This window comes from Sorangium sp. So ce887 (assembly GCF_051521455.1).
Taxonomy (GTDB): domain Bacteria; phylum Myxococcota_A; class Polyangia; order Polyangiales; family Polyangiaceae; genus Sorangium.
Map to the genome: position 1 here is coordinate 1395465 of NZ_CP150354.1, position 25292 is coordinate 1420756.

At 71.9% G+C, this 25292-nt stretch carries 18 protein-coding genes; 6 read left to right on the forward strand and 12 right to left on the reverse strand.

Annotated features, from left to right (window positions below; genetic code table 11):
• Window positions 1-44 precede the first annotated feature (44 nt).
• Together WMF36_RS05215 and WMF36_RS05220 are read left to right on the forward strand one after the other, a co-directional pair.
• On the forward strand, window positions 45-1028 hold the full coding sequence (locus WMF36_RS05215; protein WP_437578501.1) for a lysophospholipase: 984 nt from the start codon (window positions 45-47) through the stop codon (window positions 1026-1028).
• A gap of 15 nt (window positions 1029-1043) precedes the next feature.
• The gene (locus tag WMF36_RS05220; protein WP_437487054.1) at window positions 1044-1430 is read left to right on the forward strand and encodes an NFACT RNA binding domain-containing protein; all 387 of its coding nucleotides are present in this window, start codon (window positions 1044-1046) and stop codon (window positions 1428-1430) included.
• Between the two features lie 104 nt (window positions 1431-1534).
• Here WMF36_RS05220 and WMF36_RS05225 read toward each other — a convergent pair whose 3' ends face one another.
• Window positions 1535-2014, reverse strand: a complete 480-nt coding sequence (locus tag WMF36_RS05225; protein WP_437578502.1) for a hypothetical protein — start codon at window positions 2012-2014, stop codon at window positions 1535-1537.
• Window positions 2015-2186: 172 nt separating this feature from the next.
• Window positions 2187-2804 (reverse strand): RNA polymerase sigma factor, encoded by a 618-nt coding sequence (locus WMF36_RS05230; RefSeq protein WP_437578503.1) that lies wholly within the window; start codon window positions 2802-2804, stop codon window positions 2187-2189.
• A gap of 696 nt (window positions 2805-3500) precedes the next feature.
• Here WMF36_RS05230 and WMF36_RS05235 point away from each other — a divergent pair.
• On the forward strand, window positions 3501-4829 hold the full coding sequence (locus tag WMF36_RS05235; protein ID WP_437581855.1) for a DUF2403 domain-containing lipoprotein: 1329 nt from the start codon (window positions 3501-3503) through the stop codon (window positions 4827-4829).
• A 339-nt stretch (window positions 4830-5168) separates the two neighbouring features.
• Here WMF36_RS05235 and WMF36_RS05240 read toward each other — a convergent pair whose 3' ends face one another.
• Window positions 5169-6074 carry a DUF4440 domain-containing protein gene (locus tag WMF36_RS05240; protein WP_437578504.1) on the reverse strand — a complete coding sequence of 302 codons (906 nt, stop codon included), beginning with the start codon at window positions 6072-6074 and terminating at the stop codon, window positions 5169-5171.
• A gap of 73 nt (window positions 6075-6147) precedes the next feature.
• Complete coding sequence (locus WMF36_RS05245; RefSeq protein ID WP_437578505.1) at window positions 6148-7230, reverse strand: AraC family transcriptional regulator; 1083 nt, start codon at window positions 7228-7230, stop codon at window positions 6148-6150.
• Window positions 7231-7538: 308 nt separating this feature from the next.
• Between WMF36_RS05245 and WMF36_RS05250 the strand changes: the two genes are divergently transcribed.
• Window positions 7539-10526 carry a LamG-like jellyroll fold domain-containing protein gene (locus tag WMF36_RS05250; RefSeq protein ID WP_437578506.1) on the forward strand — a complete coding sequence of 996 codons (2988 nt, stop codon included), beginning with the start codon at window positions 7539-7541 and terminating at the stop codon, window positions 10524-10526.
• Between the two features lie 75 nt (window positions 10527-10601).
• Here the strand turns inward: WMF36_RS05250 and WMF36_RS05255 are convergent, their stop codons facing one another.
• The 4 genes from WMF36_RS05255 to WMF36_RS05270 all read right to left on the reverse strand — a co-directional run bounded on the left by WMF36_RS05255 (window position 10602) and on the right by WMF36_RS05270 (window position 14122).
• Window positions 10602-11054, reverse strand: a complete 453-nt coding sequence (locus tag WMF36_RS05255; protein ID WP_437578507.1) for a hypothetical protein — start codon at window positions 11052-11054, stop codon at window positions 10602-10604.
• A 240-nt stretch (window positions 11055-11294) separates the two neighbouring features.
• Window positions 11295-11780: an SRPBCC family protein gene (locus WMF36_RS05260; protein ID WP_437578508.1), complete on the reverse strand. Its 486-nt coding sequence runs from the start codon at window positions 11778-11780 to the stop codon at window positions 11295-11297.
• Window positions 11777-12127, reverse strand: coding sequence for an ArsR/SmtB family transcription factor (locus tag WMF36_RS05265; RefSeq protein WP_437578509.1), 351 nt, complete (start codon window positions 12125-12127; stop codon window positions 11777-11779). The genes WMF36_RS05260 and WMF36_RS05265 overlap by 4 nt, the downstream gene beginning before the upstream one ends.
• A gap of 183 nt (window positions 12128-12310) precedes the next feature.
• Window positions 12311-14122, reverse strand: a complete 1812-nt coding sequence (locus WMF36_RS05270) for a sigma 54-interacting transcriptional regulator (RefSeq protein ID WP_437578510.1) — start codon at window positions 14120-14122, stop codon at window positions 12311-12313.
• 280 nt (window positions 14123-14402) lie between these two features.
• Here WMF36_RS05270 and WMF36_RS05275 point away from each other — a divergent pair, with 280 nt between their 5' ends.
• Entirely contained in the window at window positions 14403-18332 is a 3930-nt protein-coding gene (locus WMF36_RS05275; protein ID WP_437578511.1) for a serine/threonine-protein kinase, read from the forward strand.
• Here WMF36_RS05275 and WMF36_RS05280 read toward each other — a convergent pair.
• On the reverse strand, window positions 18325-20025 hold the full coding sequence (locus WMF36_RS05280) for a protein kinase domain-containing protein (RefSeq protein ID WP_437578512.1): 1701 nt from the start codon (window positions 20023-20025) through the stop codon (window positions 18325-18327). The genes WMF36_RS05275 and WMF36_RS05280 overlap by 8 nt on opposite strands.
• Window positions 20026-20200: 175 nt before the next feature.
• Between WMF36_RS05280 and WMF36_RS05285 the strand changes: the two genes are divergently transcribed.
• Window positions 20201-21994, forward strand: a complete 1794-nt coding sequence (locus WMF36_RS05285; RefSeq protein ID WP_437578513.1) for an AMP-dependent synthetase/ligase — start codon at window positions 20201-20203, stop codon at window positions 21992-21994.
• Window positions 21995-22123: 129 nt separating this feature from the next.
• On the opposite strand, the gene WMF36_RS05290 is transcribed toward WMF36_RS05285, so the two are convergent.
• From WMF36_RS05290 to WMF36_RS05300, 3 genes are all read right to left on the reverse strand, one after another.
• A complete protein-coding gene (locus tag WMF36_RS05290) occupies window positions 22124-22846 on the reverse strand; it encodes a glutathione peroxidase (RefSeq protein ID WP_437578514.1) in 723 nt (240 codons plus the stop codon).
• Between the two features lie 345 nt (window positions 22847-23191).
• The gene (locus tag WMF36_RS05295) at window positions 23192-24373 is read right to left on the reverse strand and encodes a methylated-DNA--[protein]-cysteine S-methyltransferase (protein ID WP_437578515.1); all 1182 of its coding nucleotides are present in this window, start codon (window positions 24371-24373) and stop codon (window positions 23192-23194) included.
• A gap of 41 nt (window positions 24374-24414) precedes the next feature.
• On the reverse strand, window positions 24415-25260 hold the full coding sequence (locus WMF36_RS05300; protein ID WP_437578516.1) for a helix-turn-helix domain-containing protein: 846 nt from the start codon (window positions 25258-25260) through the stop codon (window positions 24415-24417).
• Window positions 25261-25292 lie beyond the last annotated feature (32 nt).

The window sequence follows — 25292 nt, forward strand, 5'->3', positions numbered from 1 at the left end:
ATCGTGGTCAGTCGCGCGCGGAGCGGTGGTAGGGTCCGCTCCCGATGCCCGCGGACACCTTCACGTTTCAGGCGGACGACGGTCGAGAGCTCTTCGTGTACCGCTGGCTCCCGGACGAGGGCGCGCGCGGCATCTTCCACATCGCCCACGGCATGTGCGAGCACGCGGGCCGCTACGCGCGCCTCGCGCAGGCGCTCTGCGCCGCCGGGTGGGCCGTCTACGCGAACGACCACCGCGGCCACGGCAGGACGGCGCGCGGGAGCGGCGAGCTCGGCTTCTTCGCGAGCGAGGGCGGCTTCCAGCGGGTCGTCCGCGATCTCGCGCAGCTCATCGCCCGGGAGCAGGAGGAGCATCCGGGCCGGCCGGTCGTGCTCTTCGGCCACAGCATGGGCTCCTCGCTCGTGCAGGAGTACCTGATCGAGCACGGGGGCGCGATCCAGGGCGCGGTGCTCTCGGGCGCGTCGGGCAAGCCGAGCGCGCTCGTGGACGCGGGCCGGCTCCTCGCGCGGGCGGAGCGGCGGCGCCTGGGCGAGCGCGGCAAGAGCCGGCTCCTCCAGTCGATGAGCTTCGACGGCTTCAACAAGCTGTTCGCGCCGACGCGCACGTCCTTCGACTGGCTCTCTCGCGATCGCGCCGAGGTCGACGGGTACATGGCCGATCCCCACTGCGGCTTCCCCGCGACGACGTCGCTGTGGGTCGACGTGCTCGACGCGATGGTGGAGATCGCGCGGCCCGAGCGGCAGGCGCGGATCCCGAAGGAGCTGCCCCTCTATGTCTTCTCCGGCTCCCGCGATCCGGTCGGCGGTCCGCTCAGGGGCGTCAGCCAGATGATCGAGGCGTACCGCGCCGCCGGCCTCCGCCGGGTGACGCCGCGGTTCTACTCCGGCGGGCGCCACGAGATGCTGAACGAGATCAACCGCGAGGAGGTCGTGCGGGACCTGCTCGCGTGGCTCGCCGCCGAGGTGAAGACCGAGGCGGCCGCCCCCGCGCGGCCCGCGCGGCCGGGCGCCGGCGCCGCGACCGGCTGAGGGCGGAGGGCCGGGATGGGCAGCAAGGGGCGGCCGTACCGCACGCTCACGATCGATGGCTTCGAGGTGCTCATCGGCCGCGGCGACGACGACAACGACGCGCTCACCTTCGAGGTCGCCGAGCCGCACGACCTCTGGCTGCACGTGGCCGGCGGCACGCCGGGCAGCCACGTGATCGTGCGCAATCCGGAGCGCGTGGAGGTCCCGCGCGAGGTGGTCGAGCGCGCCGCCGCGGCCGCCGCGTGGTACTCGAAGGCGCGGGGCGCCGCCAAGGTCGAAGTCCACGTCTGCCGCGTCGCCGACGTGAGCAAGCCGCGCGGCGCCCCTGCCGGGCTCGTGCAGCTCGCGCGGTGGAAGAGCGTGCGCGTGCGGCCGGAGATCCCGGGGCGCGAGCCGGGGTGAGCTGAGCGACGGCGGCTCGACCTGCGCGAGGCGCAGGGCCCGGGCGGCGCCGCGTCGGGCGAGCCGGACGGCGCCGCGACGCGACGCCTGCCCCGGATCGTCGATCAGAGCCCGTTCGCGACCACGCACGTGCCGGCCTGGCAGGAAGCCTGGAGACCGAGACACGGCCAGACCAGGCAAGCCACCTCGCCTTCAAGGCACTTGGGCTCGCTCTGGCTCTCGCTCTCGCCCGAGGGGACGGCGTTGCAGTTGCAGCCTCCACAGTAATTTGCGACGAGGCTGCAATCGGCGTCGGTCTGGCAAGCAGGTGGCGGAGCGGCCACGCACACGGGGCTCCCGCCCTGCGCTTCACAGAGAAACCCATCCTTGCAGCGGACGCCAGCGCAGGCGTCGCGGCCCCTCGGGATTCCCACGATCGCGTCCGCCTGCGCGGAGAGATCCCCCTCCTCGGCGTGATCGAGGTCGCCCGCGGGCGGGGCGCCGCACGCGGGAAGGAGCCCCGCGAGCGCCGCGGTCGCCGCGGTCGCCGCGACCAGCGAGATGAGGTCCACCTTCATCGAGCGCTGCACCGTCTTGTGAAACATGATGTCTTCTCCCTTGGCTGTGGTGAGGTGGCGCGCCGCTGCTCCCGGCCCGCGGGCCCCGGGCGCCTCCCCGTTGTCGATGGAGGCTTATGCGCGGCGGGCGACACGGCTGACATTGAATCTCGTCTTCTTCGATGCTCGCGCTCCCGGCGCCGCGCCGGCGTACGGCGGATCAGGTAAGCCGCCTCGTCGCCGTGCCGCCTTTCCCGCGGTGAGGCGACGTTCTGCCGCTCCGGTGCGGGTTCGGCTGGTGCCGGCCGTCCCCGGCGGCGAGCTCCGCGAGCCGTCGCTTGAGGCGGCTGCTCCAGGCCTGCACGGCGGAGGTGCTCATGCCTTTCCGCGCGCACACCGAGGCGATCGGCTCCTCCTCGATGAGGAGCGCCTCGAAGAGCTCCAGCCCGAGGGGGCTGAGCTCGGCGCGGAGCAGGCCGAGGGGGCGCTCCAGCTGGTCGCGGGCGAGCACCCTCGCCTCCGGATCGTCGTCGGACCGCGCGCCCTCCTCCGGCGCCTCGTCGAGCGGCAGCGCCGCGGCGTCCGGGGACCGCCGCCGGCGGCGGAAGGCCGCGGCTACCCGCTGGTCGGCGATGAGGCCGACCCAGTTGGCGAGGCTCAGGCCGCGGGCTGGATCCCAGGCGCGGAGCGCCCGGCTGCCGTCGCGGAACAGCTCGACGAACACGTCCTGTACGAGGTCGTCCATGCGGTCGGCCGCGCCGCCTCCGAAGCGGGCGCAGCGCCGGTAGAGCGCCCGTCCGACCCGCGCGCGAATCACCGGCGTGAGCGCGGCGATCATGGATCGGAGTGGCTGGACCTCTCCGACGAGCGCGGAGGTGAGAAGGGATGTCGTCAGATTGGAGTTGAGCAAGCAGATCTCCTCGGGCTGCCAGCAGGGAGCGCTCTCCCATCTCTCGTCTTCACCTGGCGTCCGCGTGGGCACGCGCGAAGGCGGAAGAGGAGAGGCGAGAGGCGGAAGCGGCGGACGTGACCCGCTCGGCGCCTCGCTCCATCCTCGGTGGCTCGAGGATCCAGCGAGACGCTCGGGCCTCGTCGTCCTAGCAGCCCGTGTGCCTGCGCCGGCGCCGCCGGGCGCAGCGCGCTCTCCCGGGCGTGGCGCGCCCTCCTGGCGGGCTCGTGCAACTCTTGCACGACCGGGCTAGGTAACTCTTACGTGATGCCGGTAACTCCTGCACCCGGCGGGCGCCCTCTCGCCGCGCGCGGCGGCGAGCCTCTCGGCGGCGTTCCCGGCGCCATCCTCTCCAGAGGAGATCGCGAGCGCGAGGCGACGATGCGGACGATGCGAGAGCGTCTCTCTCGATGTCCAGCGAGGTGAGTTGAACGGATGCCTACCACCTCGCCGCCCAAGCTGCTTGCGCTCGACCTGCTCAAGCCGGGGCCGATCGGGGCCGATGTGGGCCTTGCGATGACCTACCGGCGCTGACCCCGCCGTTTTTCATCACGGAACCAGCGCGCTCCGGAAACACTCATGGACATGAAGCGCTCCTCGTTTTTCGCGCAGGCTGCTCTCGTCGTCCTCGCGTGCGCCTGCGGTGACGGCGGCGACCTCGGAGGAGAGGGCGGCGGCGGAGGCAAGGCGAGCGGAGGCCCGTCCAGCAGCGCGACGGGCGCCGGCGGAGGCCCGTCCAGCAGCGCGACGGGCGCCGGCGGAGGCCCGTCCAGCAGCGCGACGGGCGCCGGCGGAGGTCTCGGCCCCCACGTCCCCGAGCCGAGCACGCCGACGCGCGGCGGGACGATGACGTTCACGAACATCGGCGCGCCCGGCGGGTGGCCTCGCCGCATCGACCGCGATCCCGGGGATCCGGCGTGCGACTACAAGGACGGCGACGACACCTGGGGCGGGCACTGCTGCATGACGGAGCATCACACGACGAGCGACAAGCTCGCTCCGTTCGACGAGGAGATGACCCTCATCATGAAGGCCATCCGCGTGAAGCAGCTCGCCGTCTACCAGCCCGGCGGCGACCCGGCCGCCTGGCAGATGGTCTCGTCGTGGGACGCGAGGCGCGGCGTGGGCTCGAACCTGCTCGTCACGGAAGGGCAGAACACGTCCGCTGACTTCACGGGCGACCTCACGAAGAAGGACTGCGTCACGTATTTCATGCAGGACAAGCCTTTCCAGTGCGGTGACGGCAAGGACTACTACTGCCCCGACGATCCGGGCATCATGCACCTTGGCTGGGCGGGCTCGAAGCTCGTCGTCTTCCTCGCTTCGATGACGTTCGACGACGCGGAGGTCGAGAAATGCGACGGCGGCGGGCAGGGCCACCCCGGCCCGTGGGTCGCGTTCGTCGCGTCCGAGCTGATCCGCGACGGCGGCCGCAAGTGGAACGGGCTCTGCAACTGCTACTCGAAGACGGGCACGGTCGGCGACGGCTGCGGCGAGATCAACGTCTTCGAGGTCGTGATGGACAACAACGAGTACAGCAACCGCGAGTTCATGAGCACCGGAGTCCGCTCGTACCAGGAAGGGCATATCGGCGGCAGCGTCTGCGGGGCCGGCTGTGATCGCGACGAGCTCGCCGAGGACGTGGAGGTCGTGGACGCGTGCGCGCAGGAGGCCTACGAGAAGGGGCCCGTCATCGAGGCCGGCGGGAGCTCGGACGGCTGTCCGACGTGGCGTCGGCCCATCGGCGATCGCTACTTCATGATCCTGCTCGACGAGGCGCAGCGCGCGATCCAGGTCGCGGTCATCCACCCCGAGAGGATCCCCCCGGCCGCCGCCGAGATGCTCCCGGATCTGCCGGGCGGGCTCTCGCGCGGCGCGATCGACGCCATGCTGTCGATGCGCCTGCCGGAGTGAGCCCATGAAACGACGGCATCCTCGCGGGTGACAAGCAGGGGAGCACCCTCCTCATCGAAACCACCGAGTTCGCGAACAACGGCTTCGGGGACGGCCAGTCGCACAACCTGTACATCAACCGCGTCGACGAGCGGCGGCAACAACGTCGATGCGGGCGAGGACGGTGGCTGCGGTTGTCGCGCGGCCGGGTCCGAGCGCGGTGCGGGGGCAGGCTGGCTCGCGTCGGCTGCGCTCACGTCGATCGCCGCTCTCCGCTCGGCGCGCCGGCGTCACCGCTGATCCCTTTCCAGAAATCACGCCGCTGGAGGTGGTCTTCGCCTCGACCGCGAAGCGTCGAGGCTATTTTCTGACCGTTGAATGTGCAAAGTGCAGCTTCCACTCATTTCCAACCTTTTTGAAAATTGCGCTCTCCAGCCAGTCGCGCGTAAGGTGGCTTGCATCATTCGTTACAAATTCACCGTGATTGAAATAGACTGCGGTTCCTGAGTTGTTGTCGACGTTGATTTTGAAATTTTCGAATGAGTAATCGGCTTTGACTATCGGCGACTTCTTGATGATATCGATCAGGCCGTCATGATCCATGATTTTTCCGTTCTCGAAGAGGATAAAATCATGGGTTGTCAGTGCTTTCATTCGTGCAAAGTCCTTTCGGCTGATGCAGTCAAAATATGCTTCGATTACTGCTTTCAGCTTTTCGGGACTGTCAGGTCTATTCTGCTGACAAGCGGATAGCGCTCCGGCAAAAGCCAAAAGAATGAATGCTTTTTTCATGGAGAGTGTCGACCCTTTGTTGCTGCTGACAGCTGATCCCAAGTGACCGTTCGCGGGCAGGATCAACGGCCGGTCACCCCTTCCGCGGGGATCGCGAAGCTCGTCATTCCCCAGACCGCAGAAGTTCTTCGGCAGTCCGCCCGAAGTCGCCGCGGACGAACGCTCCGGACAGCGACACCGGTGCACCGCCGTCGACCGGCATCCGAGGTTGCTCTTTCCGCGTCCGTTCGCGCCGGTAAGCACGTTGACCTGTCCGAGGGAAAAGGAAAAACAAAACGATTCGAGGATGTCAAGGCGAATCGCCGCGCTCACCTGAGGTGACAGAAAGGTCCTTCCGCGATGGGCAACGTGGACTTCTTGAACTCCGACATCCGTCCGAGCACGCACTGTCTTCTCGAACGACTCGCGTTGTGATTCCCACTCACCGCTGAGTTGCTTCGGGAGTCGGTCGAGACTGCTCTTCGACGGTTGCATGTGGCCGAGCTTCGCGCACAGCGCCTCGCTCTCCTGAGGCGTCGTAGCTCTCTCCGGTGCTCCCGCCGCGCGTTCAGCGCGGCGGGGGGCCGGCGGCGGGGGCAGCGTCGCGCCGGTAGTCGCCGACGGTCTGGCCCGTCCAGCGGCGGAAGGCGCGGACGAAGCTCGGCGTGTCGGCGTACCCGAGCAGGAAGGCCATCTCGCCGACGCCGAGCGTGCCCTCGGCGGCGTAGGCGCGGGCGGCCTCGGCCCGCACCTCGTCGACAAGGCGCCGGAACGAGTCGCCGCGCGCGGTCAGCTCGCGCTGCAGCGTGCGCGGGCTCGACGACAAGAGCGACGCGACGCGCGGCAAGAGCGCCTCGGAGTGGGTCAGGTTCTCGCGGACGCTGCGGCGCACCCGGGCGAGAAAGTCGTCGGGGCGCTGGGCGCGCTCGTCGAGCATGCGCGTGGCGTGCTGGTCGAGCACCTCGAGCAGGGCGCCGTCGGCGGCCACCTGGGGCAGGGCCATGACGGCCTCGCTGACGACGACCGCGTTCTCGCCGCTGCCGAAGCAGAGCTCGGCGCCGAACCAGCGCTCGAGCTCGCCGACGTCGGGCGGGCGGGGGTGGGCGAGGCGCACGAGGCGGGGCACGACGTGCTGGCCGGTAAAATCGCGCGACTGGCGCAGGATTGCGGTCAGGATGAACTCGTTGCCGTGCCGGCCCTGCGCCAGGGGCTCGCCCTCGATCCACTGGCGCACGGTGACCTCGCCCCCCCGGCGCTCGATCCGGGCGCTCAAGAGCCCGTTGTTGACGAGCGGCAGATACTTGACGAAGCGGGCCGCCGCCTCGCCCGCGGTGGAGGCCGACGAGGCGCTCAGCTCGAAGACGCCGAGGTAGCCGCGCGGCAGCGACGTCGCGATGCGAAAGCCGAGAAAGGGCTCGCGCGCGGCCTCGGCGCAGGCGTCGATGAGGTCGCGGTAGGCGGCGAGCGGCATCTCGCTCGCGCGGTCTTCGAGCGCCGAGGGCCCAAGGCCGAAGCTCGCGGCGAGCGCGACCGCGTCGGCGCCCGCCCGCTGCGCCCACCAGAGCGCCGGGCGCACGACGAACGAGCGATAGAGGGGCGAATCGGCGTACGGGGCGGGTCGAGCGGTGGGCCCGGGCGCACCTCGTTTCACGCCCCCATCGTCGCGCCCACCGGGCCTTGGCGTCAAATGACAACGCGCTGGCGGCTCATGCCACTGGAAGGCCGAAGGGCCCCGGGCGCACGATAGGCCTGCCCGTGGTCGCGACTGCCAGGTCGGGCCCGAGCTTCGGGCCCCGCACGGGCCGCGAAGGGGCCGTCGGGCGCGCCCTGGCCGCCGAGCGCGAAGGGCGTGGGCATGGCGTGAGGCCGGTGCCTGGGCGCGTCGGGCGCGACCGCCGGGCGGCGCCGACGTCGGGGCGGGTCTTTGTGGTCTCGGGTTCGTATCGAAGGGAGCCTATGATGTATCGTCGAACAATCATTCTACTCCGGGTGCTCGCGCTCGCGCTCTTCGCGGCCGCGGTCGCACCCAGGACGGCCGCGGCGCAGAACGCGTCGGCGCCCAAGCCGTTCGGGCACTGGAGCTTCGACGCTTGCGACGGGGGCCAGGTCGTCGATCAGGGCGCGACGCCCCACCACGCCCAGCTCCACGGCACCGCCTTCTGCGGCGACGGGCGCTACGACAACGGGGCCGTCTTCGACGGCGCCCCTGACAGCCGGGTCGAGGTCTCGAACGCCTCGGCCTTCGCCGCGCCCAGGTTCACGGTCGCCGCCTGGGTGAAGCCCTCGGGGCCGGGCGCGATCGTGAACCGCTGGTACGTGCCCGACGTGTGGGGCCTGTGGTTTCTCGGCAACAAGTTCATGTTCGCCGTGACGTTTCCGGGCGGGCAGTGGGGCACCACGGTCTCGGTCACCGCGCCGGCCATGGCGGGCCCATGGGTGCACGTCACGGGGTCGTACGACGGCAGCCGGGTCGCGCTCTACCTCGACGGCGTGCTCGCCGCGTCGAAGCCCGCCAGCGGCACGCCGCAGGCGTCGAGCCGGCCCATCGTCATCGGCAACCACCCGTCGTGGGACTCCTTCGAGGGCTCGGTCGACGAGGTGCTCTTCTATGACCGCGCCCTCAGCGCCAGCGAGGTCTCCGCCGTCGCCAACTCGCCCCCGCCCCCGCCCTGGGCGCTGCCCGCGGTCTACGAGGCCGAGGCGCCGTCGAACGTCCTTCAGGGGGTCTACCTCGACAACTTCAGCTGCGCGTCGTACTGCTCGGGCGGCGCCGTCGTCCGGGGCATCGACGAGGGCGCGTCGCTGCACTTCGAGAATATCATGGCCCCGGCCACCGGGCGCTACCTGCTCGAGGTCGACTGGCTCGGCGACGAGCGCCTGGCGCTGGTGAGCGTCAACGACCGGCCGCCGACATTCGTCCCCTTCACCGACGGCGACTTCTACATGCCGACCACGCTGGTGCTGCGCGTCGACCTCGACGCCGGCCCGAACGACATCGTCTTCACGAACTTCCCGAACTCGGGCCGAGCCGCGCCCGACATCGACCGCGTTCGCCTGACCGAGGGCGCGATCGATCACGTGACCCTCGACGACGTGCCCCCGACGGGCGACCCGGTGCTCGGGGCCGCCGCCACCCACGAGCACGTCGCCTCCGAGCTCGCCTTCAGCGGCAAGTGGTTCTGGGGCTCGGTCGAGGGCGACGAGGCCCAGGCCATGCGGAGCTGCGACGGCTCGGGCGACACGCATGCCGGCGCCGCCGGCCTCTGCGACGTCGGCGTGGGGGATATGATCCTGGGCGTCGACACCTGCTGCCACGGCGGCGGGATCGGCGACTGCCAATTCAAGCGAACCGACGGCCACACAGGCGACCCCGAGCACGACTACCTCGAGTGGCCCAAGTGGGACACCAACGCCCACCCCCGCTACTGGCACGGCTACCTGCGCCGCGCCCTCGAGGGCGGCCTCAAGCTCATCGTGGCCCAGGCGGTCGAGAACTACCCGCTCTGCTCGCTCGTGCGAAGCGGCGTGGGCACCAACCCCGATCGGCAGGGCGGGTTCGAGTGCGACATGGCCGACTCGCTCCAGAGCATCGTCAGGCAGATCCACTTCTTGAACGCGCTCGCCGACAACCACGCTGACTTTCTCGAGATCGCCACCTCGGCGGCCGATGCCCGCCGCATCATCAGCGAGGGCAAGATGGCGATGGTGATCGGCATCGAGGCCGACTACGCGTGGGCCCCGTACGATAGCCCAGTCGACCGCCTCGAATATTACCACTCCCTCGGGGCCCGCACGGCCTTTCTCGCGCACTCGCTCAACACGCGCGTCGCCGGCACGGCCATCTACGTGCCGCAATTCGCCGCGCAGCAGTCGTTTCTCAACTGCTTTTTGCACAACGTGCAGTGCCAGACCGACCCGAACACCCCCTTCGCTACCGATCCCGAGCACCCCGGCGCCGTCAACCAGAAAAACCAGCTCGGCTGCTGGCCCGAGTACGCGACGAGCTACGAAGAGCTCTGCTCGCTCAAGATCGCCGAGCGCTTTCTCGACGCCGGCAGCTGGGACGGCTTCAAGGTCTATCCGGGCGGCGGCGTCGTGCCCGGGGTCGACGCGACCCTCCACGGCGCGCCCGTCACGGTGAACAAGAACGTGCTCGGGCTGACCTACGAGGGCGCGCTGGTCGTCGAGCGCATGATGGATAAGGGCATGTTGCTCGAGATCGGGCACATCTCCGAGGGGGCGATCGACGACGTGTACGCGCTCTCGTCGGCGCGCTACGGCTACCCGCTCGTCGCGAGCCACGTCTACGCCCGGCGCATCAGCGCCGACGGCAGCGCCGGCTGGGAGGGCAAGCTGGGCGACGACGCCCTGCAGATGATCGCCGAGACCGAGGGCTTCGCAGGCCACTTCACGGGCGGCGACGTCGCGCTCGACTACCCGAACTCGGGCGTCGACAACACATGCGCCCGCTCGACGCGGTCGCTGGCCCAGAGCGTGGCGTACGCGGCCGACCTGGCGGGACGGCGCGTCGCGTGGGCTGGCGACTTCCAGGGCCTCGGGCAGGGGGTCGCCCCGCGGCTCGGCTACACCACCGATCGCAGCGACTGGTGCAACGCCAACAGCGTCGAGCAGTGCATGCAGCGGCCGGGCCAATTCGGCGAGTGCATGGAGTGCTTGCAGCAGCCCCTGTCGACCGTCGAGTCGTGCCTTCCGTCGATCGACACGAACTTGACCCACTATGCCACGCAAGACGAGAAAGACTGGGCGTACTTTCACACCCGCGGCTACGCCCACCACGGGCTCATCGCCCAGCTGCACGGTGATCTCGAGGCCGTCGGCCTGCGGCCGGAGTACCTGAGCGCGCTGCGCGACCAGTCGGCCGAGACGTTCATCAGGACGTGGGAGAAGTCAGAGCACATCGCCTCGCTGCCGAGACCGCTGCGCTGACCGCACCCGCGCCGGAGCGCGCGCCGTCGCCGTCCGAGCGTCGAGCGCGGCGCACGCGGGGGCTCGGCCCCGCCCTCAGGGGATCTGCACCTCGGTGGAGCCGACCTTCTCCGGATCGTTCGGCTCGTTGAGGTTGTCCCAGCGGCGATACAGCTCGACGTTGACGGTCCCCTGGCTCAGGCCCTCGATCGCCATGCCGACGTCATAGCGGCAGTCGCACCCGGCCACGGCGCCCGGATCCATGTCCGCCGGCTGCACGAGCACGTCCACCCTGTCGCCGGCCCTCCGGACGAACCCTTCCACTTCCTGGTCGCAGCGAAAGTGGGCAGCGCGGTACTCGAGGCGAACGGCGCCGCGCTCCGGCGTCGCCACGAGCGCCTCCTTCACCGTCTCGTCGTACGCGCTCGCCGTGCACTCGCTCTGGGTGAGGCCCTCGATGGCCTCCGCGTCTTCCCAGCCCCCGGGCAGGTCGGCTCCGCCGCAGCCAACCAGCAGGATCGCTGCCGCCGTCCACATCGTGTTCTGCATCTCGTTCCTCCGCCCAGCGCCTGCTGCAATGCACGTACCCATCGCGTTTCTGCACGCGCGCAGGCCGCGGCGGCTGACGTGGAGTGACATCCGCGTCGCGGGTGTGCCGCGGCCGCGTACTGGCGTCGTTCAGCGTCGATCCTCGTCGTCGGCTGCGCCAGAACCATCTCGGGCTCGCGACGGGCGGCCCTTCGCGAGCGAGGAGCCGCCGGAGCCGGGGAGCGTCCCGCGAGGGGGCCCTTACTTCGTGTAGCGCTTGTCGAGCTTCCTGAGCTGGCTGGTGAAGCCGGCTTTCTGCATCTCCGTGACGTGCGGATCGTGCATCGCGTGGAGCGTCACGGCCATGTGCGCGCCGTGCGCCAGCGGGGTGAAGAGGACGTCGATATAGCTCTCGTAGGCCTCGACGCCCGGGAGAAAGTCGATGACGCTCGTGATGGTGAGGGTCTTCTGCGGCGAGAAGGCGCTGAAGCGGGCGCGCACCTCGTGGGACGTCGGCTGCCCGCCGCGCTTCATGGCCTCGATCATCTCCGGAGAGTCGGCGATCATCGAGTAATGGAGGAGCCCGTTCTCCTTCGGTTCGAGCGCGTGGACCTCGACCCGAAATCCTTCCGGGCCCCACCAGGATTCGAAGCCGTCCTTGGTCGCCCAGAGCTCCCAGAGCTCGGAGACCGAGGCCGGGTAGGTGCGTTCGACGAGGATGGTGGCCTTTTCGACTGTCGCGTTCATTCACTTCGTCCTTTCTTGGGGCTGTTGTTGCGCGCCGTTCGTCTCGCTTCGAGCGCCTCACCGAATCGATCCAGGCGCTTCTCCCAGAGCGACCGATAGCGCCCCACCCAGTCGTCGAGCTGTCGGAAAGGCTCCGGGCGCAGCGAATAGAGCCGCTTTGTGCCTTCCGCCCGCACCTCCACGAATCCGGCCTCCCCGAGGATGCGCAGATGGCGCGAGACGCCGGACTGCTGAATCGAGACGAGCTCGACGAGCTCACCGACCGCGCGCTCGCCGTCGAGCAGCGCCTCCACGAGGAGACGCCGCGTCGGGTCGGCCAGCACTTCGAACAGTTCCGAGCTGGGCATGCGTGAATATGCATGTTGGTGTATATATTCGCAAGTAAATATTTCATCGCGCGGCGAGGGGCCTCGTCACCTCGGCGAGGGCCCTCGGCGCTCGATCACGGCTCCACCAGCGGAACGCCGGAAGGGGGGGCCTGCAGCCCCGAGACGCGCCATCTCCGCCCGGAGCCGCGCCGGGCGGCGGCGTCACCGCCTGCGCTTCGCCAGCCCGTAGCGGTTCATCTTCAGCACGAAGGTCCGGAGCGGCATGTGGAGCGCCTCCGCCGCCCTCGTCTGCACCCCGCCCGCCGCGGCGAGCGCCTCGGCGATGCGCGTGCGCTCTAGCTCCCGCACCTCCTCGGCGAGCGGCCGGAAGGTCCGGCCGGGACCCCTCGCGGAAGGCGCCGCGGCGGAGGCCGGCGTCACGGAAGGCGGCATGCTCTCGGGGCGCGGCTGGGCCGGCGCGAGCGGGGCGGGCAGGTGCCCCCGCTCGATGATGCGCGCGCTCACCGTCGCCGCGATGTACTCGATGACGTTCTTCAGCTCGCGCACGTTGCCCGGCCACGGGTAGGTCGTGAAGAGCTCCGTCGCCTCGGTCGACAGGACCATCTCCTCGCGCCCCGCCCGCGCGCACGCGTCGGCCAGGAACGCCCGCGAGAGCGCGAGGATCTCCCGGGGACGCTCCCGGAGCGGGGGCAAGATCACCGTGGCCGCGCCGAGCCGATAATAGAGATCCTGCCGGAAGCGGCCCGCCTTGACCTCTGCCTGAAGGTCCTTGTGCGTCGCGGCGACGAGGCGGATGTCGACGTCGCGCTCGCGCACGTCCCCGAGCCGGAGGATCTTCCTGGTCTCGATCGCGCGCAGGATCTTCGCCTGGGCGCTCGCCGAGAGATCGCCGATCTCGTCGAGGAACACCGTCCCGCCGCTCCCGTGCTCCAGGAGGCCCGGCTTCGGGCCCACCGCGCCGGAGAACGCGCCGCGCTCGTAGCCGAAGAGCTCGCTCTCGACCAGGCTCTCGGGCATCGCGGCGCAGTTGAGCGTGACGAGCGGCCGCGTCGCCCGCGGGGACCACTCGTGCAGCGCGCGCGCCGCGCTCTCCTTGCCAGCGCCCGTCTCGCCGGTGACGAGCACCGGGAGGTCCGTCGCCGCGAGGCGCCGGATCAGGTCGAACACGCGCACCATGGCCGCGTCGGCGAGCACCGTGCGCTGCCCGCCGAGCTCCAGCGTGGTCACCGCCTCCACGGCGGTCGCCGCCTGCCCGGGCAGGGCCACCTCCGCCGCGGCGCGGGCCGACGCGACGAGGGTGTCCGCGTCGCACCCGTCCGCGGGGGCCGTCGCCACGCCGGCCTTCGGCGCCGCCGCGCCGGCGGCGTGCGCCGCGTGCGCCGCGTCGAGCAGCCGCTGCACGACATGGCCCGCCGCCGCGGCGTCCGCCTCGGGCAGGAGCACGAGGAGCCGATCGTCGGCCTCGAAGCCGGCGAAATCGGTCACCGCGAGCTCCCGCTCCAGCGCGCCGGCGACGACCTCGCGGGCGGAGGCCGCCCCGAGCTGGATGGCGATCACCGTCGCCGGCCGGTCGTGGCGCAGCGCCCTGTCGATCTCCCCCTCGATCCTGCGCCGCAGCTCCGCGATCTCGAGGATCTGCCGGCTCTTCGCGGGGCGGGCGCACCGCATCACCACGACCGTGTCGCCGATCGACACGACGTCGCCCGAGCCGAGCGGCCTCGCGCCGTCGACGGGGACGCCGTTCAGCTGGGTGCCGTTCCGGCTGCCGAGATCCACGAGCTGCGCGCGCCCGTCGAGCAGCACGATCTTCGCGTGCTCGCGCGACGCCGAGGTGTTGCGGAGGCGCACGTCGGCCCGGGGCCCGCGGCCCAGGAGCACCACGCCGTTCCGCGGGAGGCGAAGCACCGCGGAGGAGCTCCCCTGCACGACGAGCAGGTACGAGCCGCCCTCGTCGGCCCCGCGTGGCGCGTCATCTGTTCGGGTCGGACCCCAGGACGCTGTTGCCTCGCTCATCCTCTCGCGGCCGACTCTCTCATTCGGCACCAGCGCGCGCAAGGCTCCAGGCCGGCGCGGAATGGTTCGTCATCGCGCGTCGCCGTCCGTTGTCGTGCGTCGTTGCGCGCCATCGTGCGTATCGGGCGCAACGGAGCGCAACGGACCGCAACGGAGCACAGCGGGGCGCGAGGAGCTCGGCGCCGAACGCATTGCAAAGGCAAGGTCCTTGCACAGGCAGGAACCGCGACACGCCGCATGGTAGGCTCGCCGCCCGCAGGCAGGAATGCCGGGCGATTGAATGCAGGGGACGTTCTCCAGCACAGCGCGATTCACGATCCGCCGCCGCCTCGGCGAGGGCGCGTTCGGCGTGGTCTACGAGGCGCACGACCGCGAGCGAGGCGCGCGCGTTGCATTGAAGTCGCTCCACCGCCTCGACCCCGTCGCGCTCTACCGGTTCAAGCGTGAGTTCCGGGCGCTGTCCGAGGTCGTTCACCCGAACCTTGTCGCGCTCCACGAGCTGTTTTCCGAGGGGGATCGGTGGTTTTTCACGATGGACCTCATCGAGGGCACCGATTTCCTCTCCTCGGTGCGCGGCCCCTCCGTGCGCAGCGCCTCGGAGCTCAGCGCCTCGGAGCTCACCGCCTCGGTGCGCGCCCCCGCCCGCGACGATCCGGACGAGACGGCGCCGCTCGTCTCGTCGACGTGGCCCGAGCTGGCCACCGCCGGCGCCGCCGAGCGCGACCCGGCCGCCGCCGGCGACGCCGAGCGCGACCCGGCCGCCGCTCCGCCGCCGCGCTGGGGGCCGCTGCGGAGCGCGCTCTTGCAGCTCGCCCAGGGCCTCGCCGCGCTCCACGCGGCCGGCAAGCTCCACCGCGACCTGAAGCCGTCGAACGTGCTCGTGACGCGCGAGGGCCGGGCCGTCATCCTCGATTTCGGCCTCGTCACGGAGCTCTCGACGGGCTCGATCGACCAGAGCGGCAGCCACATCGCGGGGACGCCGGCGTACATGGCGCCGGAGCAGGCGAGGAGCGGATCCCTGTCGCCCGCCTGCGACTGGTACGCGGTGGGCGTCATGCTCTACGAGGCGCTCACCGGCAGGAGGCCGTTCGAGGGCGGGGCGATCGAGGTCATCGTGCAGAAGCAGCGAGACCGGCCGCCGCCTCCGAGCGCCCTCGCGAAGGGGATCCCGGAGGACCTCGACGCGCTCTGCGCCGAGCTCCTGCGGTCCCAGCCCGACGAGCGGCCCCCGGCGCACGAGGTGCTCCGGCGGCTGCTGCCGCCGAGCGGCGAGGCCGAGGGCCGCGCCCGCGGCGAGGCCGGCGCGCCCGAGCGCCCCGGGGCCCGCAGCAGCGCGCCGGCCCCGAGCGCGCCGTTCGTCGGGCGACAGGGGCACATCGACGCGCTGCGGGGCGCCTTCGCGCGGGCGAGGGGCGGCAGGGCGACCACCGTGCACCTCCACGGCACCTCGGGCGCGGGCAAGACCGCCCTCGTCCGGCGCTTCCTCGACGAGCTCTCGCGCACGGAGGAGGCGGTGGTCCTCGAAGGGCGGTGCTACGAGCGGGAGTCCGTCCCTTACAAGGCCGTCGACAGCCTCATCGACGCGCTCAGCCGCCACCTCGCGCGCCTCCCCCGGCTCGCGGCCGCCGAGCTCATGCCGCGCGATGTGCACGCGGTCGTGCGCCTCTTCCCGGTGCTCGGGCGGGTCGACGTGATCGCCCGGGCGCCGCGGCGCGAGGTCGAGCCCCCGGACGCCCGGGAGCTCCGCCGGCGCGGGTTCGCCGCCCTCCGCGAGATCCTCGCGCGGATCGCGGACCGGCGGCCGCTCGTCCTGTTCATCGACGACCTGCAGTGGGGCGACGACGCCGACAGCGCCGCGCTCCTCACCGACCTCCTCCGCGAGCCGGACGCGCCCGCGCTCCTGCTGCTCCTCTGCTACCGGAGCGAGGACGCCGCGCGGAGCGAGCTCGTGGCGCGGCTGCTCCCGCCCGCGCCGATCGACGCGGCCGGCGGGGACGCGGGCGACGTGCGCGCGCTCGCCGTCGGCGCGCTCACGCCCGAGGAGGGGCGCGCCCTCGCGCTGGCGTTCCTCGGCGGCGACAGGGCCGCCGCGCAGGCCGACGCGATCGCGGCGGAGGCCGAGGGGAACCCGTTCTTCGTGCTCGAGCTCTCGCGCGAGCTGCAGGGGCGCGCCGCGCCGGACTCGTCGCGCGGCGGCGACGGAGGCGTCCGGCTGGGGTCGGTCCTCGCGAACCGCCTCCTGCGCCTGCCCGCGGAGGCGAGGCGCCTGCTCGAGGTGGTCGCCGTGTCGGGCAAGCCGCTCGGCCGCCGCGCCGCCCGGGAGGCCGCCGGGCTCACCCCCGCGCAGGAGCAGGCCGCGCTCGCGGCGCTCCGGGCCGGCAACGCGATCCGCACGTGGGGTCAGCGCGAGGAGCAGGAGCTCGAGACGTTCCACGACCGCATCCGCGAGGCGGTGCTCGCGCAGGTCGGCGCGGCGGAGCTCGCGGCGGTCCACCTCGGGCTCGCCGCCGTCCTGGAGGCGTCGGGGCAATCCGAGGCGGACGTGCTCGCGATGCACTTCCGGCGCGCCGGGCGCATCGACAAGGCGGCCCACTACGCGGTCCAGGCGGGCGATCGCGCGGCCGAGGCGCTCGCGTTCGATCGCGCCGCGGAGCACTACGCCGCCGCGCTCGAGGCGGCGCCGGGGGGCGCGGCCGAGGCGGCGCCGGGGGGCGCGGCCGAGGCGCGCGCGCTGCGGGTCAAGCTCGCCCTCGCCCTGCGCAACGCCGGCCGCGGGGCGGAGGCGGCCCGGGCGTACGCCGCCGCGGCCGAGGGCGCGGCGCCGCGGGAGAGCCTCGATCTGCGGCGGTGCGCCGCCGAGCAGCTGCTCGTGAGCGGGCACATCGAGGAGGGCAAGCGCGCGCTCCGGGGCGTGCTCGCCACCGTGGGGATGCGGCTCGTCGAGCGCCGGTGGGCGGTCTTGCTCTCGCTCCTGTTCTGGCGGCTCCTCCTGCGCCTGCGCGGGTTCCGCTTCCGGGAGCGCGACGCGCGCGAGCTGCCGGCCGAGGTCCTGACGCGCCTCGACATCTGCTGGTCGGCCGCCGTCGGGCTCGCGATGGCCGACGTCCTCCAGGGCGCCGCCTTCCAGGCGAGGCACCTCTTCCTGGCGCTCCGCGCGGGCGAGCCCTACCGCCTCGCCCGCGGCCTCTCGACCGAGATCGGGCACCTCGGCACCGATCACGCCGCGGGGCGCCGCCTCGCGCACCGGCGCTACCGCACGGCGGCGTCGCTCGCGGAGAAGGTCGGCGATCCGTACCTCGTCGGCGTCAACAAATGCATGCTCGGCGTCGTCGAGTGCCTCTCCGGGCGCTGGGCCGAGGGCCTCGCGCTCTGCCGCGAGGCCGAGGAGCTCCTGCGCGCGCGGTGCGCGGGCGTCGCCTGGGAGCTCGGCACCACCAGCCGGTTCATGATGGTGGCCCACTACCATCGCGGCGAGCTCGACGCGCTGGCCCGCCTGGCGGCGCCGCGCATCGCCGACGCGGACGCGCGCGGCGACCTCTACGCGGCCAGCTTCTTCCGGGTGGGGCTCACGTACATCGTGCCGCTCGCCGCGGACCGGCCGGACGCCGCGCGCGACGAGGTGCTCGGCGCCATGGCGCGGTGGCCGCGCCGCTCGTTCGACCACCTCGACTGCCTGGAGACCATGGCGCTCGGGCGCATCGATCTCTACGTGGGGGCGCCGCTCGCGGCGCGGCAGCGGATCCGGGAGCGCTGGCGCAAGATCGCCGGGTCGTTCCTGCCGAGGTTCCAGTACTACCGCGTATTGATTCATCATTTGCGCGCCTCCGCCGCGCTCGAGGCCGCCGCGCGCGAGGCCTCTGGCGACGCCCGGCTCGCGCGGACCCTCCTCGGCGAGGCGGAGCGGGACGCGCGGCGGCTGTCGCGCGAGGGCGCGCCGTGGGTCGCGCCGATGGCGATGTCCCTGCGCGCCGCGATCGCGGCGCAGCGGGGCCAGGCCGCCTCGGCGCTCTCGCTCCTGGAGGCGGCCGCGGCCGCGTTCGACGAGAGCGAGATGGCCCTGTTCGCCGCCTGCGCCCGCCGCCGCCGCGGTCAGCTCCTCGGCGGCGAGGAGGGCCGCGCCCTGATCCAGGCCGCGGACGCGTGGATGGCGGGCCAGGGGATACGGGACCCCGCCCGCATCGCGGCGATCTTCGCGCCGGGGTTCAGGTGAGGTCGATCTCGACGGTGCGCACCGCGGCCATCGCCGGGGAGGCCCGGAGCGTCGAGAGCAGCGGGCTGCGTCCTGCGCCCTCGGCGCGGTAGGCGACGATCAGCAGGATCGCGGCCGGGTCCGGCGGGGCCATGATCTCCGCGAGCAGCGCCGCGCTGTCGGCGTCGCCCCAGTGGGCGTCGTCGACGAAGACGATCACGGGGCGGCGGTCGGAGAGCCGCCCGAGCAGGTCGCGGAGCGCGGCCGACGCGCGCGCCCGGAGGCGCGGCTCGCCCTCGTCGTCGGCGGCGCTCCGCGGCGAGGCGCGCACGGCCGGGACGCGCGCGAGCACGGGAAAGACCCGGGCGAGCGCGGCGGCGCCGCGGGGCATGAGCGCGGCGGCCTCCGGCGGCGGGGTCCGCACGAGGTGGCGGCTGAGCGCGTCGATCGCGCCGTCGAGCGCCTTGAACGGCACCTGCTCGCGCTCGTGGCACCTGCTTTCCAGGACGAGCGCGTCCTCCGCGCTGCCGTCGAGGAAGGCGCGCACGAGCGCGCTCTCCTCCGCTTCCGCCCCGGCGGCGCCCTGGACGAGGACCACGCCGGGCCGCCCCTCCTCCCGCACCCGCGCGAGCGCGCCGGCGATCGCGTCGAGCTCCGGCGCGCGCCGCGCGCGCATCGGAGCGGCCGCGCGCGCCGCGGCCGCGACACCCGCGCCGCGGCCGCCCGGAGCCGCCGCCGCGGCCGGGGGCGCCGGCGCGGGCTCGCCCGTCGCGCCGAGGCGGCGGATCACCTCGGGGCCGGAGGGGCGCCGCTCGGGCGCCGCGCACAGCAGATCGGCGGCGAGGCGTTCGAGGTCGTCCGGCGTCCACGGGGCGACGTCGCGGAGCCGGGGGGGCGAGGATCGCTGCTTCTCGGCGAGGACCTCGAGGGGCGTCCCCGTGTAGGGCGGCCGGCCTGCCAGCGCTTCGAAGAGCATCACGCCGAGGGCGTACCAGTCGGCGCTCGGCGCGACGGCGCGCGCGCCCACCTGCTCCGGCGCCATGTAGCGCGGCGTCCCGACGAGCTGCTCGGCGTCGGTCGCGTTCTGCCCGCTGTGCGAGAGGCGCGAGGCGATGCCGAAGTCGAGGACGACGGCGCGCCCCTCGGGCGTGACGAGCACGTTCGAGGGCTTGAGGTCGCGGTGGACGAGCCGCGCCTCGTGCACGGCCTCGAGCGCCCGCGCGACCTGGACGAGCGACGACCGCACCCGCTCGAGATCGGCGCGCGCTCCCGGGCGGGCGGCGCGGACATCGATGGATGCGGGAGAGCGCGCGATCTCTTCTTCCCGTTCCAGCTCTTCCTGCGTGGCGTCGAGATCGATCCCCTCGTCCGGCGGCGCGGTGCTCGCCAGGCTGGGCGGCGGGGCGGCGCCGCCCGCGGCGTCCTGCCCGCGCACGTACGTGAGCCAGTCGACCCCGTGGACGAGCTCCATGGTGAAGAACCACGCGTCTCCGCTGCCGACGAGGTCGTGGAGCCGGACGAGGTTGTCGTGCGCGATGTCGGCCAGCGCCCGGAATTCCCTCTTGAAGCGGTACAGCGCCGGTGCGCTCACGCGCGCCAGCGTCTTCAGGGCGACGCGCTCGCCGCGCTCGCGGTCGAGCGCCTCGTACACGATCCCGAAGCCACCTGCCCCGAGCCGCCGGACGATCTGAAAGCGCTCGGGGACATGCGGCATGGAGGGCTACGCGAGGTGAGGTCCCGTATCGGCACCGTATCAGGTCGTGGCGCACGGCGGCCACCGTGAAGCGTGGCCTCCCCGGGCTCTTCGAGGCTGATTGACAATGCCCCGGCGGGTCCCGCATCCTGGGCTCCGATCACCCCCGAGAGGCCCTGGGCCGCAGGAAGATGCCATGAGCACCGTTCTCCATCGTCTGGATCAGTGGGCCAATGAATCTCCTGACGCGCCGGCCCAGCGCTACAAATCCCAGGGCGAATGGAAGGCGCTGACCGCGCGTGACTTCCGTGACCGGGTTCACCATCTGGCGCTGTTCCTCGAGTCGAAGGGCTTCGACGCGAGCCAGATCGGCGCGATTCTCTCGTACAACTGCCCGCAGTGGGTGCACGCCGACCTGGCGGCGCTGCTCGTCGGGGGCAAGTCGGCGGGGCTCTATCCGAACTCCACGGCGAAAGACATCCAGTACATCCTGACGCACACCGAGGCGACGCTGCTCTCGGTGCAAAACAAGGAGTATTTTCAGAAGATCTCCGGCGAGAAGGGCGAGGCCGCTGTCCCTGACAGCGTGCGATGGATCCTCGTCTTCGACGGCGACACGTCGATCTCTCCGAAGGCGATCTCGTACGACCAGGCGCTGGCCGAGGGCCGCGCGCTCGCGCAGCAGCCGGGCGCGAAGACCTACGCCGACTACCTGGCGAAGATCGATCCCAGGGCCGGCGCGTTCCTGATCTACACGTCGGGCACGACGGGCAACCCCAAGGGGGCGATGCTCTCGCACGACAACCTGGCCTACACGTCCGACGTCGCGGCGAAGTACTGGGGCCTGCCGTTCGCGCGTGGCTCGATGTTCTCGTTCCTCCCGCTCTGCCATATCGCCGAGAAGCTGCAGAACGTGGGGGTCGGTATCACCCAGCGTTCGACCGTCAATTTCTGCTCGAAGTTCGAGAACGTCTCGGTCGAGCTCCCCGAGGTGCAGCCCACGCTCTTGCTGTGCGTGCCGCGGCTCTGGGAGAAGATGATGGAAGGCGTGATGGCGAAGGTGCGCGGCGGCAAGGGCGCCAAGAAGAAGCTCGCGGAGTGGGCGCTCGCCGTCGGCGCCCGCGTGGCCGAGGCGAAGTACGCGAAGCGGGCGCCGAGCCCGCTCGATGCCCTGCAGCTCAAGCTCGCCGACAAGCTTGTGCTGAGCAAGGTGCGCGCCGCGCTCGGCCTGGGCAAGGCCGAGATCCTGGCCTCGGGCGCGGCGGCGCTCGCGCCGCACATCTCGACGTGGTTCCGCGCGCTGGGCCTCGAGATCCTCGAGGATTTCGGCCAGACCGAGTCGACGGGCGTCATCTGCATGACCGAGCCGGGCGTCGAGAGCGCGGGCACGGTGGGCAAGCCCGTGCCTGGCATGGAGTTCAAGCTGGCCGAGGACGGCGAGATCCTGACGCGCGGCCGGCACGTGTTCGTTGGTTATCACAAGGACGAAGCGGCGACCGCGGCGGCGCTCGAGGACGGCTGGCTGCACACGGGCGATCTCGGCGAGTGGAACGAGCGCGGGCAGCTCAAGATCCGGGGTCGCAAGAAGGAGATCCTCAAGACCTCCGGCGGCAAGATGATCGCGCCGCTGCCGATCGAGGAGAAGCTCAAGGCGGCGGAGATCATCAGTCAGGTGTGCATGGTGGGCGACGGCCGCAAGTACCTCTCGGCGCTGATCACCCTGACCGAGGTGAAGCTCGCCGAGCTCAAGGGCGGCGGCGCCCTGAGCGGCGACACCGCGATCACGAGCCCCGAGGTGGTCCGCCAGGTGAAGGTGCACATCGACGCGCTGAACGCCGAGCTCGCCAGCTTCGAGCAGATCAAGAAGTTCACGGTCCTCATCCGCGAGTTCTCGGTGCAGGACGGCGAGATGACGCCGACGCTCAAGATGAAGCGCAACGTGATCGAGCAGCGCTTCCGAAGCGTGATCGACCAAATGTACTCTGACTGAAGCGGGTGAGCCCCGCGGGCGCCGTTCAGATCGGAAGTGGGGGGAGGGGAGGGGCCGCCAAGATGGGGAGAGAAGAAGGGGGCTTGGCGGCCTCTTTGTGCGAGCGGGCCTTAGTGGCGCTGTCGTGAATCAGCCCTTCGCGAAATAGGCTTCGAGATCGTCGGCTCCGCCGATGTACTTCCCGTCGACGAAGACCTGCGGCGTCGACGACTTGCCGCTCACCGCACGCAGGCGGCGCGGCGAGGCGGCCACCTCCTCGTAGGGCACATTCCGCTCCTCCAGGAGCCGCTTCGCCTTGGTGCAGTAGCTACACCCCGGCTTCGTGAACAGCAGCACGTCGTGCGGCGCCTTCGACGACGGATCCAGGTGCTTCAGCATCGTGTCGGCGTCCGACACGTCGAAGGGATCGCCCTCCACCTCGGGCTCGATGAACATCTTCTTGATCACGCCGTCGTCGACAAGCATCGAGTAGCGCCACGAGCGCTTGCCGAACCCGAGGTTCGCCTTGTCGACGAGCATGCCCATCTTCTCGGTGAACTCCCCGTTCCCGTCGGGCAGGAACTGGACCTTGTCCGCGTGCTGGTTCTTGCACCACTCATCCATCACGAACGCATCGTTCACGGACACGCACGCGACCGTGTCCACCCCGCGCCGCTTGAACTCGTCCGCGAGCTCGTTGTAGCGCGGCACATGGCTGCTCGAGCAGGTCGGCGTGAAGGCGCCCGGCAGCGCGAACACCACCACCTTCTTGCCCGCGAACACGTCCTTGGTAGTCACGTCCTTCCACTGACCGTCGATCCGCGTGCGAAACGTGACATCCGGAACGCGCTGCCCTTCGAGATTCTTCAACATGACTGTCCTGCTCCTCCAGTGAGCTTCTCGTCGCCATCGGAACGGCAACCGCTTGTTCAACGTCGTGCGGCGCTCCACGTGGCGCTCTGCGGCCGGCGAGAACTTAACCCCGACCTTCGACTCCGGCCAGCCGTCGCGCGTCATCTCGGGTGCCCGCGCGCCGGCGCGCGCCATGCTGCACAGCCCGCTGTCGCGTTTCTGCAGCCGCCCGGCGCCGGAGCGCGCCCGACAGACGACCGCGACGCAGGGCCGCTCTCCCGGGACAGGGCGAGCTGCCCGGCCGCGCCGCGCCGGCTCGGGACGCCGCCCGCGAGCCCCCGCAGCGGCGCGCGAGCAGGACGCCGGTCAATCGCCCCGCGCCAGATCCACCGCGCGCCAGAGGTACCAGCTCGCCGCCGTGCGGTAAGGCCTCCAGCGCTCGCCGCGCCGCTCGAGGTCCTTGCGCGCCGGCAGGTCGGGCAGCTTGAACGCGATCGCGAAACCTTTGCGGATGCCGTAGTCGTCCACAGGCAGCACGTCGGGGCGGCCCAGGCGGAACATGAGGAGCATCTCCACCGTCCAGCGGCCGATGCCGCGCACCTGGGTGAGGCGCTCGATGATCGCCTCGTCCTCCATGCCGTGGACCTCGGCGAGCGTCGGGAGCTCGCCGTCCTGCGCCCTCCGCGCGAGGTCGCGCAGCGAGAGGAGCTTCGCGCGCGAGAGGCCGGCGGCGCGGAGCTTCTCGTCCGAGGCGCGCAGGATCTGCTCGGGCGTGGGGCCCTCGTGCGCGCGGGCGAAGAGCGCCCGCACGCGCGCGAAGATGGTCGCCGCGGCCTTGCCGGTGAGCTGCTGGTAGACGATCGACTCCGCGAGCGCGACGAAGAGGCTCGATGTCCTGTCGAGCCGCATCCCGAAGGGCCCGACCGCATCGATGATGCGCGCGAGGGCCGCGTCGGACGCGCGCAGGCGCTCGACGGCGGCGGCCGGGTCGAAGCCGAGGGCGCCGCCGCCGTCGGCCTGGAGCGCGCCGGCCGCCCGGGCGCTCTCGATCGAGAGGAGGCGGAGCTTCGTCGTGACGCCGCCGTTCGCCGAGAAGCCGCCGACCTTGCCGCCGGCGGCGAGCACGCGGTGGCACGGCACGAGGATCGCGAACGGGTTGCGCCCGAGCGCTTGCCCCACGGCGCGCGCCGCGCCGAGCGACCCGAGCCGCGCCGCGATGTCGCCGTAGGTCAGCGTGGCGCCCGGCGGGATGGTGCGCGCGACCTCGTAGACGCGGCGGTGGAACGGCGGCACGCGCTCCATGTCGAGCGCGACGCCGGACAGATCGCTCGCCTCGCCGCGGAGGAGCGCGACGATCGCGTCGACCGCGCGCTGCACGTCGGGCGGGGGCGGCGCCTCGCGCGCGTCAGGGACGCGCTCCAGCAGGCGCGCGCGCGTGCCCTGCTCGCGCCCCTCCGGGAGCTGCAAGAGGGCAACGCCGCGCGTGCCCCACGCGATGCCGCACCGGCCGATCGCCGTATCGAAGAGGAGGAAACCGTGTGCCGTCATGGGGGGTCGGCGCGGCGGAGCGCCCGCGTCCGGCGGCCATCCTAGGAGCGCGCGGCGAGCCGGTCTTGGAAGATCTTGCGATCCCCTCGCGCCGCCCGGCGGAAGCCGCGGGGCGAGACGCCGGCGGCGCGATGGAAGGTGCGGACGAAGTTGGAGAGGTCGCCGAACCCGACGTCGAGCGCGATGTCGGTGATGGACCGGGCGCCGTCGGCCAGGAGGCGCGCCGCGCGGCGCAGGCGGGCGCGGACCAGGTACTGGTGCGGGGTCACGCCGAGCACCCTCGCGAACAGCCGCAGGAAGTGGAACGGGCTGAGCCCGACCTCCCGCGCGGCGCCCTCGAGATCGATCGGCTCGTGCGCGTGCTCGTCCATCCAGACCGCCGCCTCCACCGCGCGCCGGCGGTCGCGCGAGAGGGCCTCCTGCGGCCGCTGCACCCGGCCGGAGGCGACCTCGACGAAGCGGGCGGCGAAGAGCATCCCCGCCTCGTCGAGGCCGATGTCGCTCTTGCCCTCGGCGGCCGCCTGCGCGAGCTCGCCGAGCACCATCAGCTCGGGCAGCGGCGGCACGCCGCCGGTCCGAAAGGTCCCGGCCGGGGCGCCGAGCGCCTCGACAAGCGCCGGCGCGAGGTGGATGGACAGGCACTCGTCGCCGCCGCGGACGTGGTCGTGCGTGCACATGTACTCGTCGCCGGGGTGGCCGATCAGGAGCGAGCCGGCCACGAGCTCGAACGACCCCCCTCGCACCCGGTAACCGAAGCTGCCCTTGCGCACGTAGGAGACCGAGAAGCCGCGGTGCAGCTCGGCGAACGGCGCGTCGGCAGGTCCGGCGCTGCACCGGTAGTCGAGCACCGAGAGGGCCTCGCGCTCAAGCACCGTCGTGACCCTCATGCGTCACCGACTGTACCCGCGGCGGAGCGGCC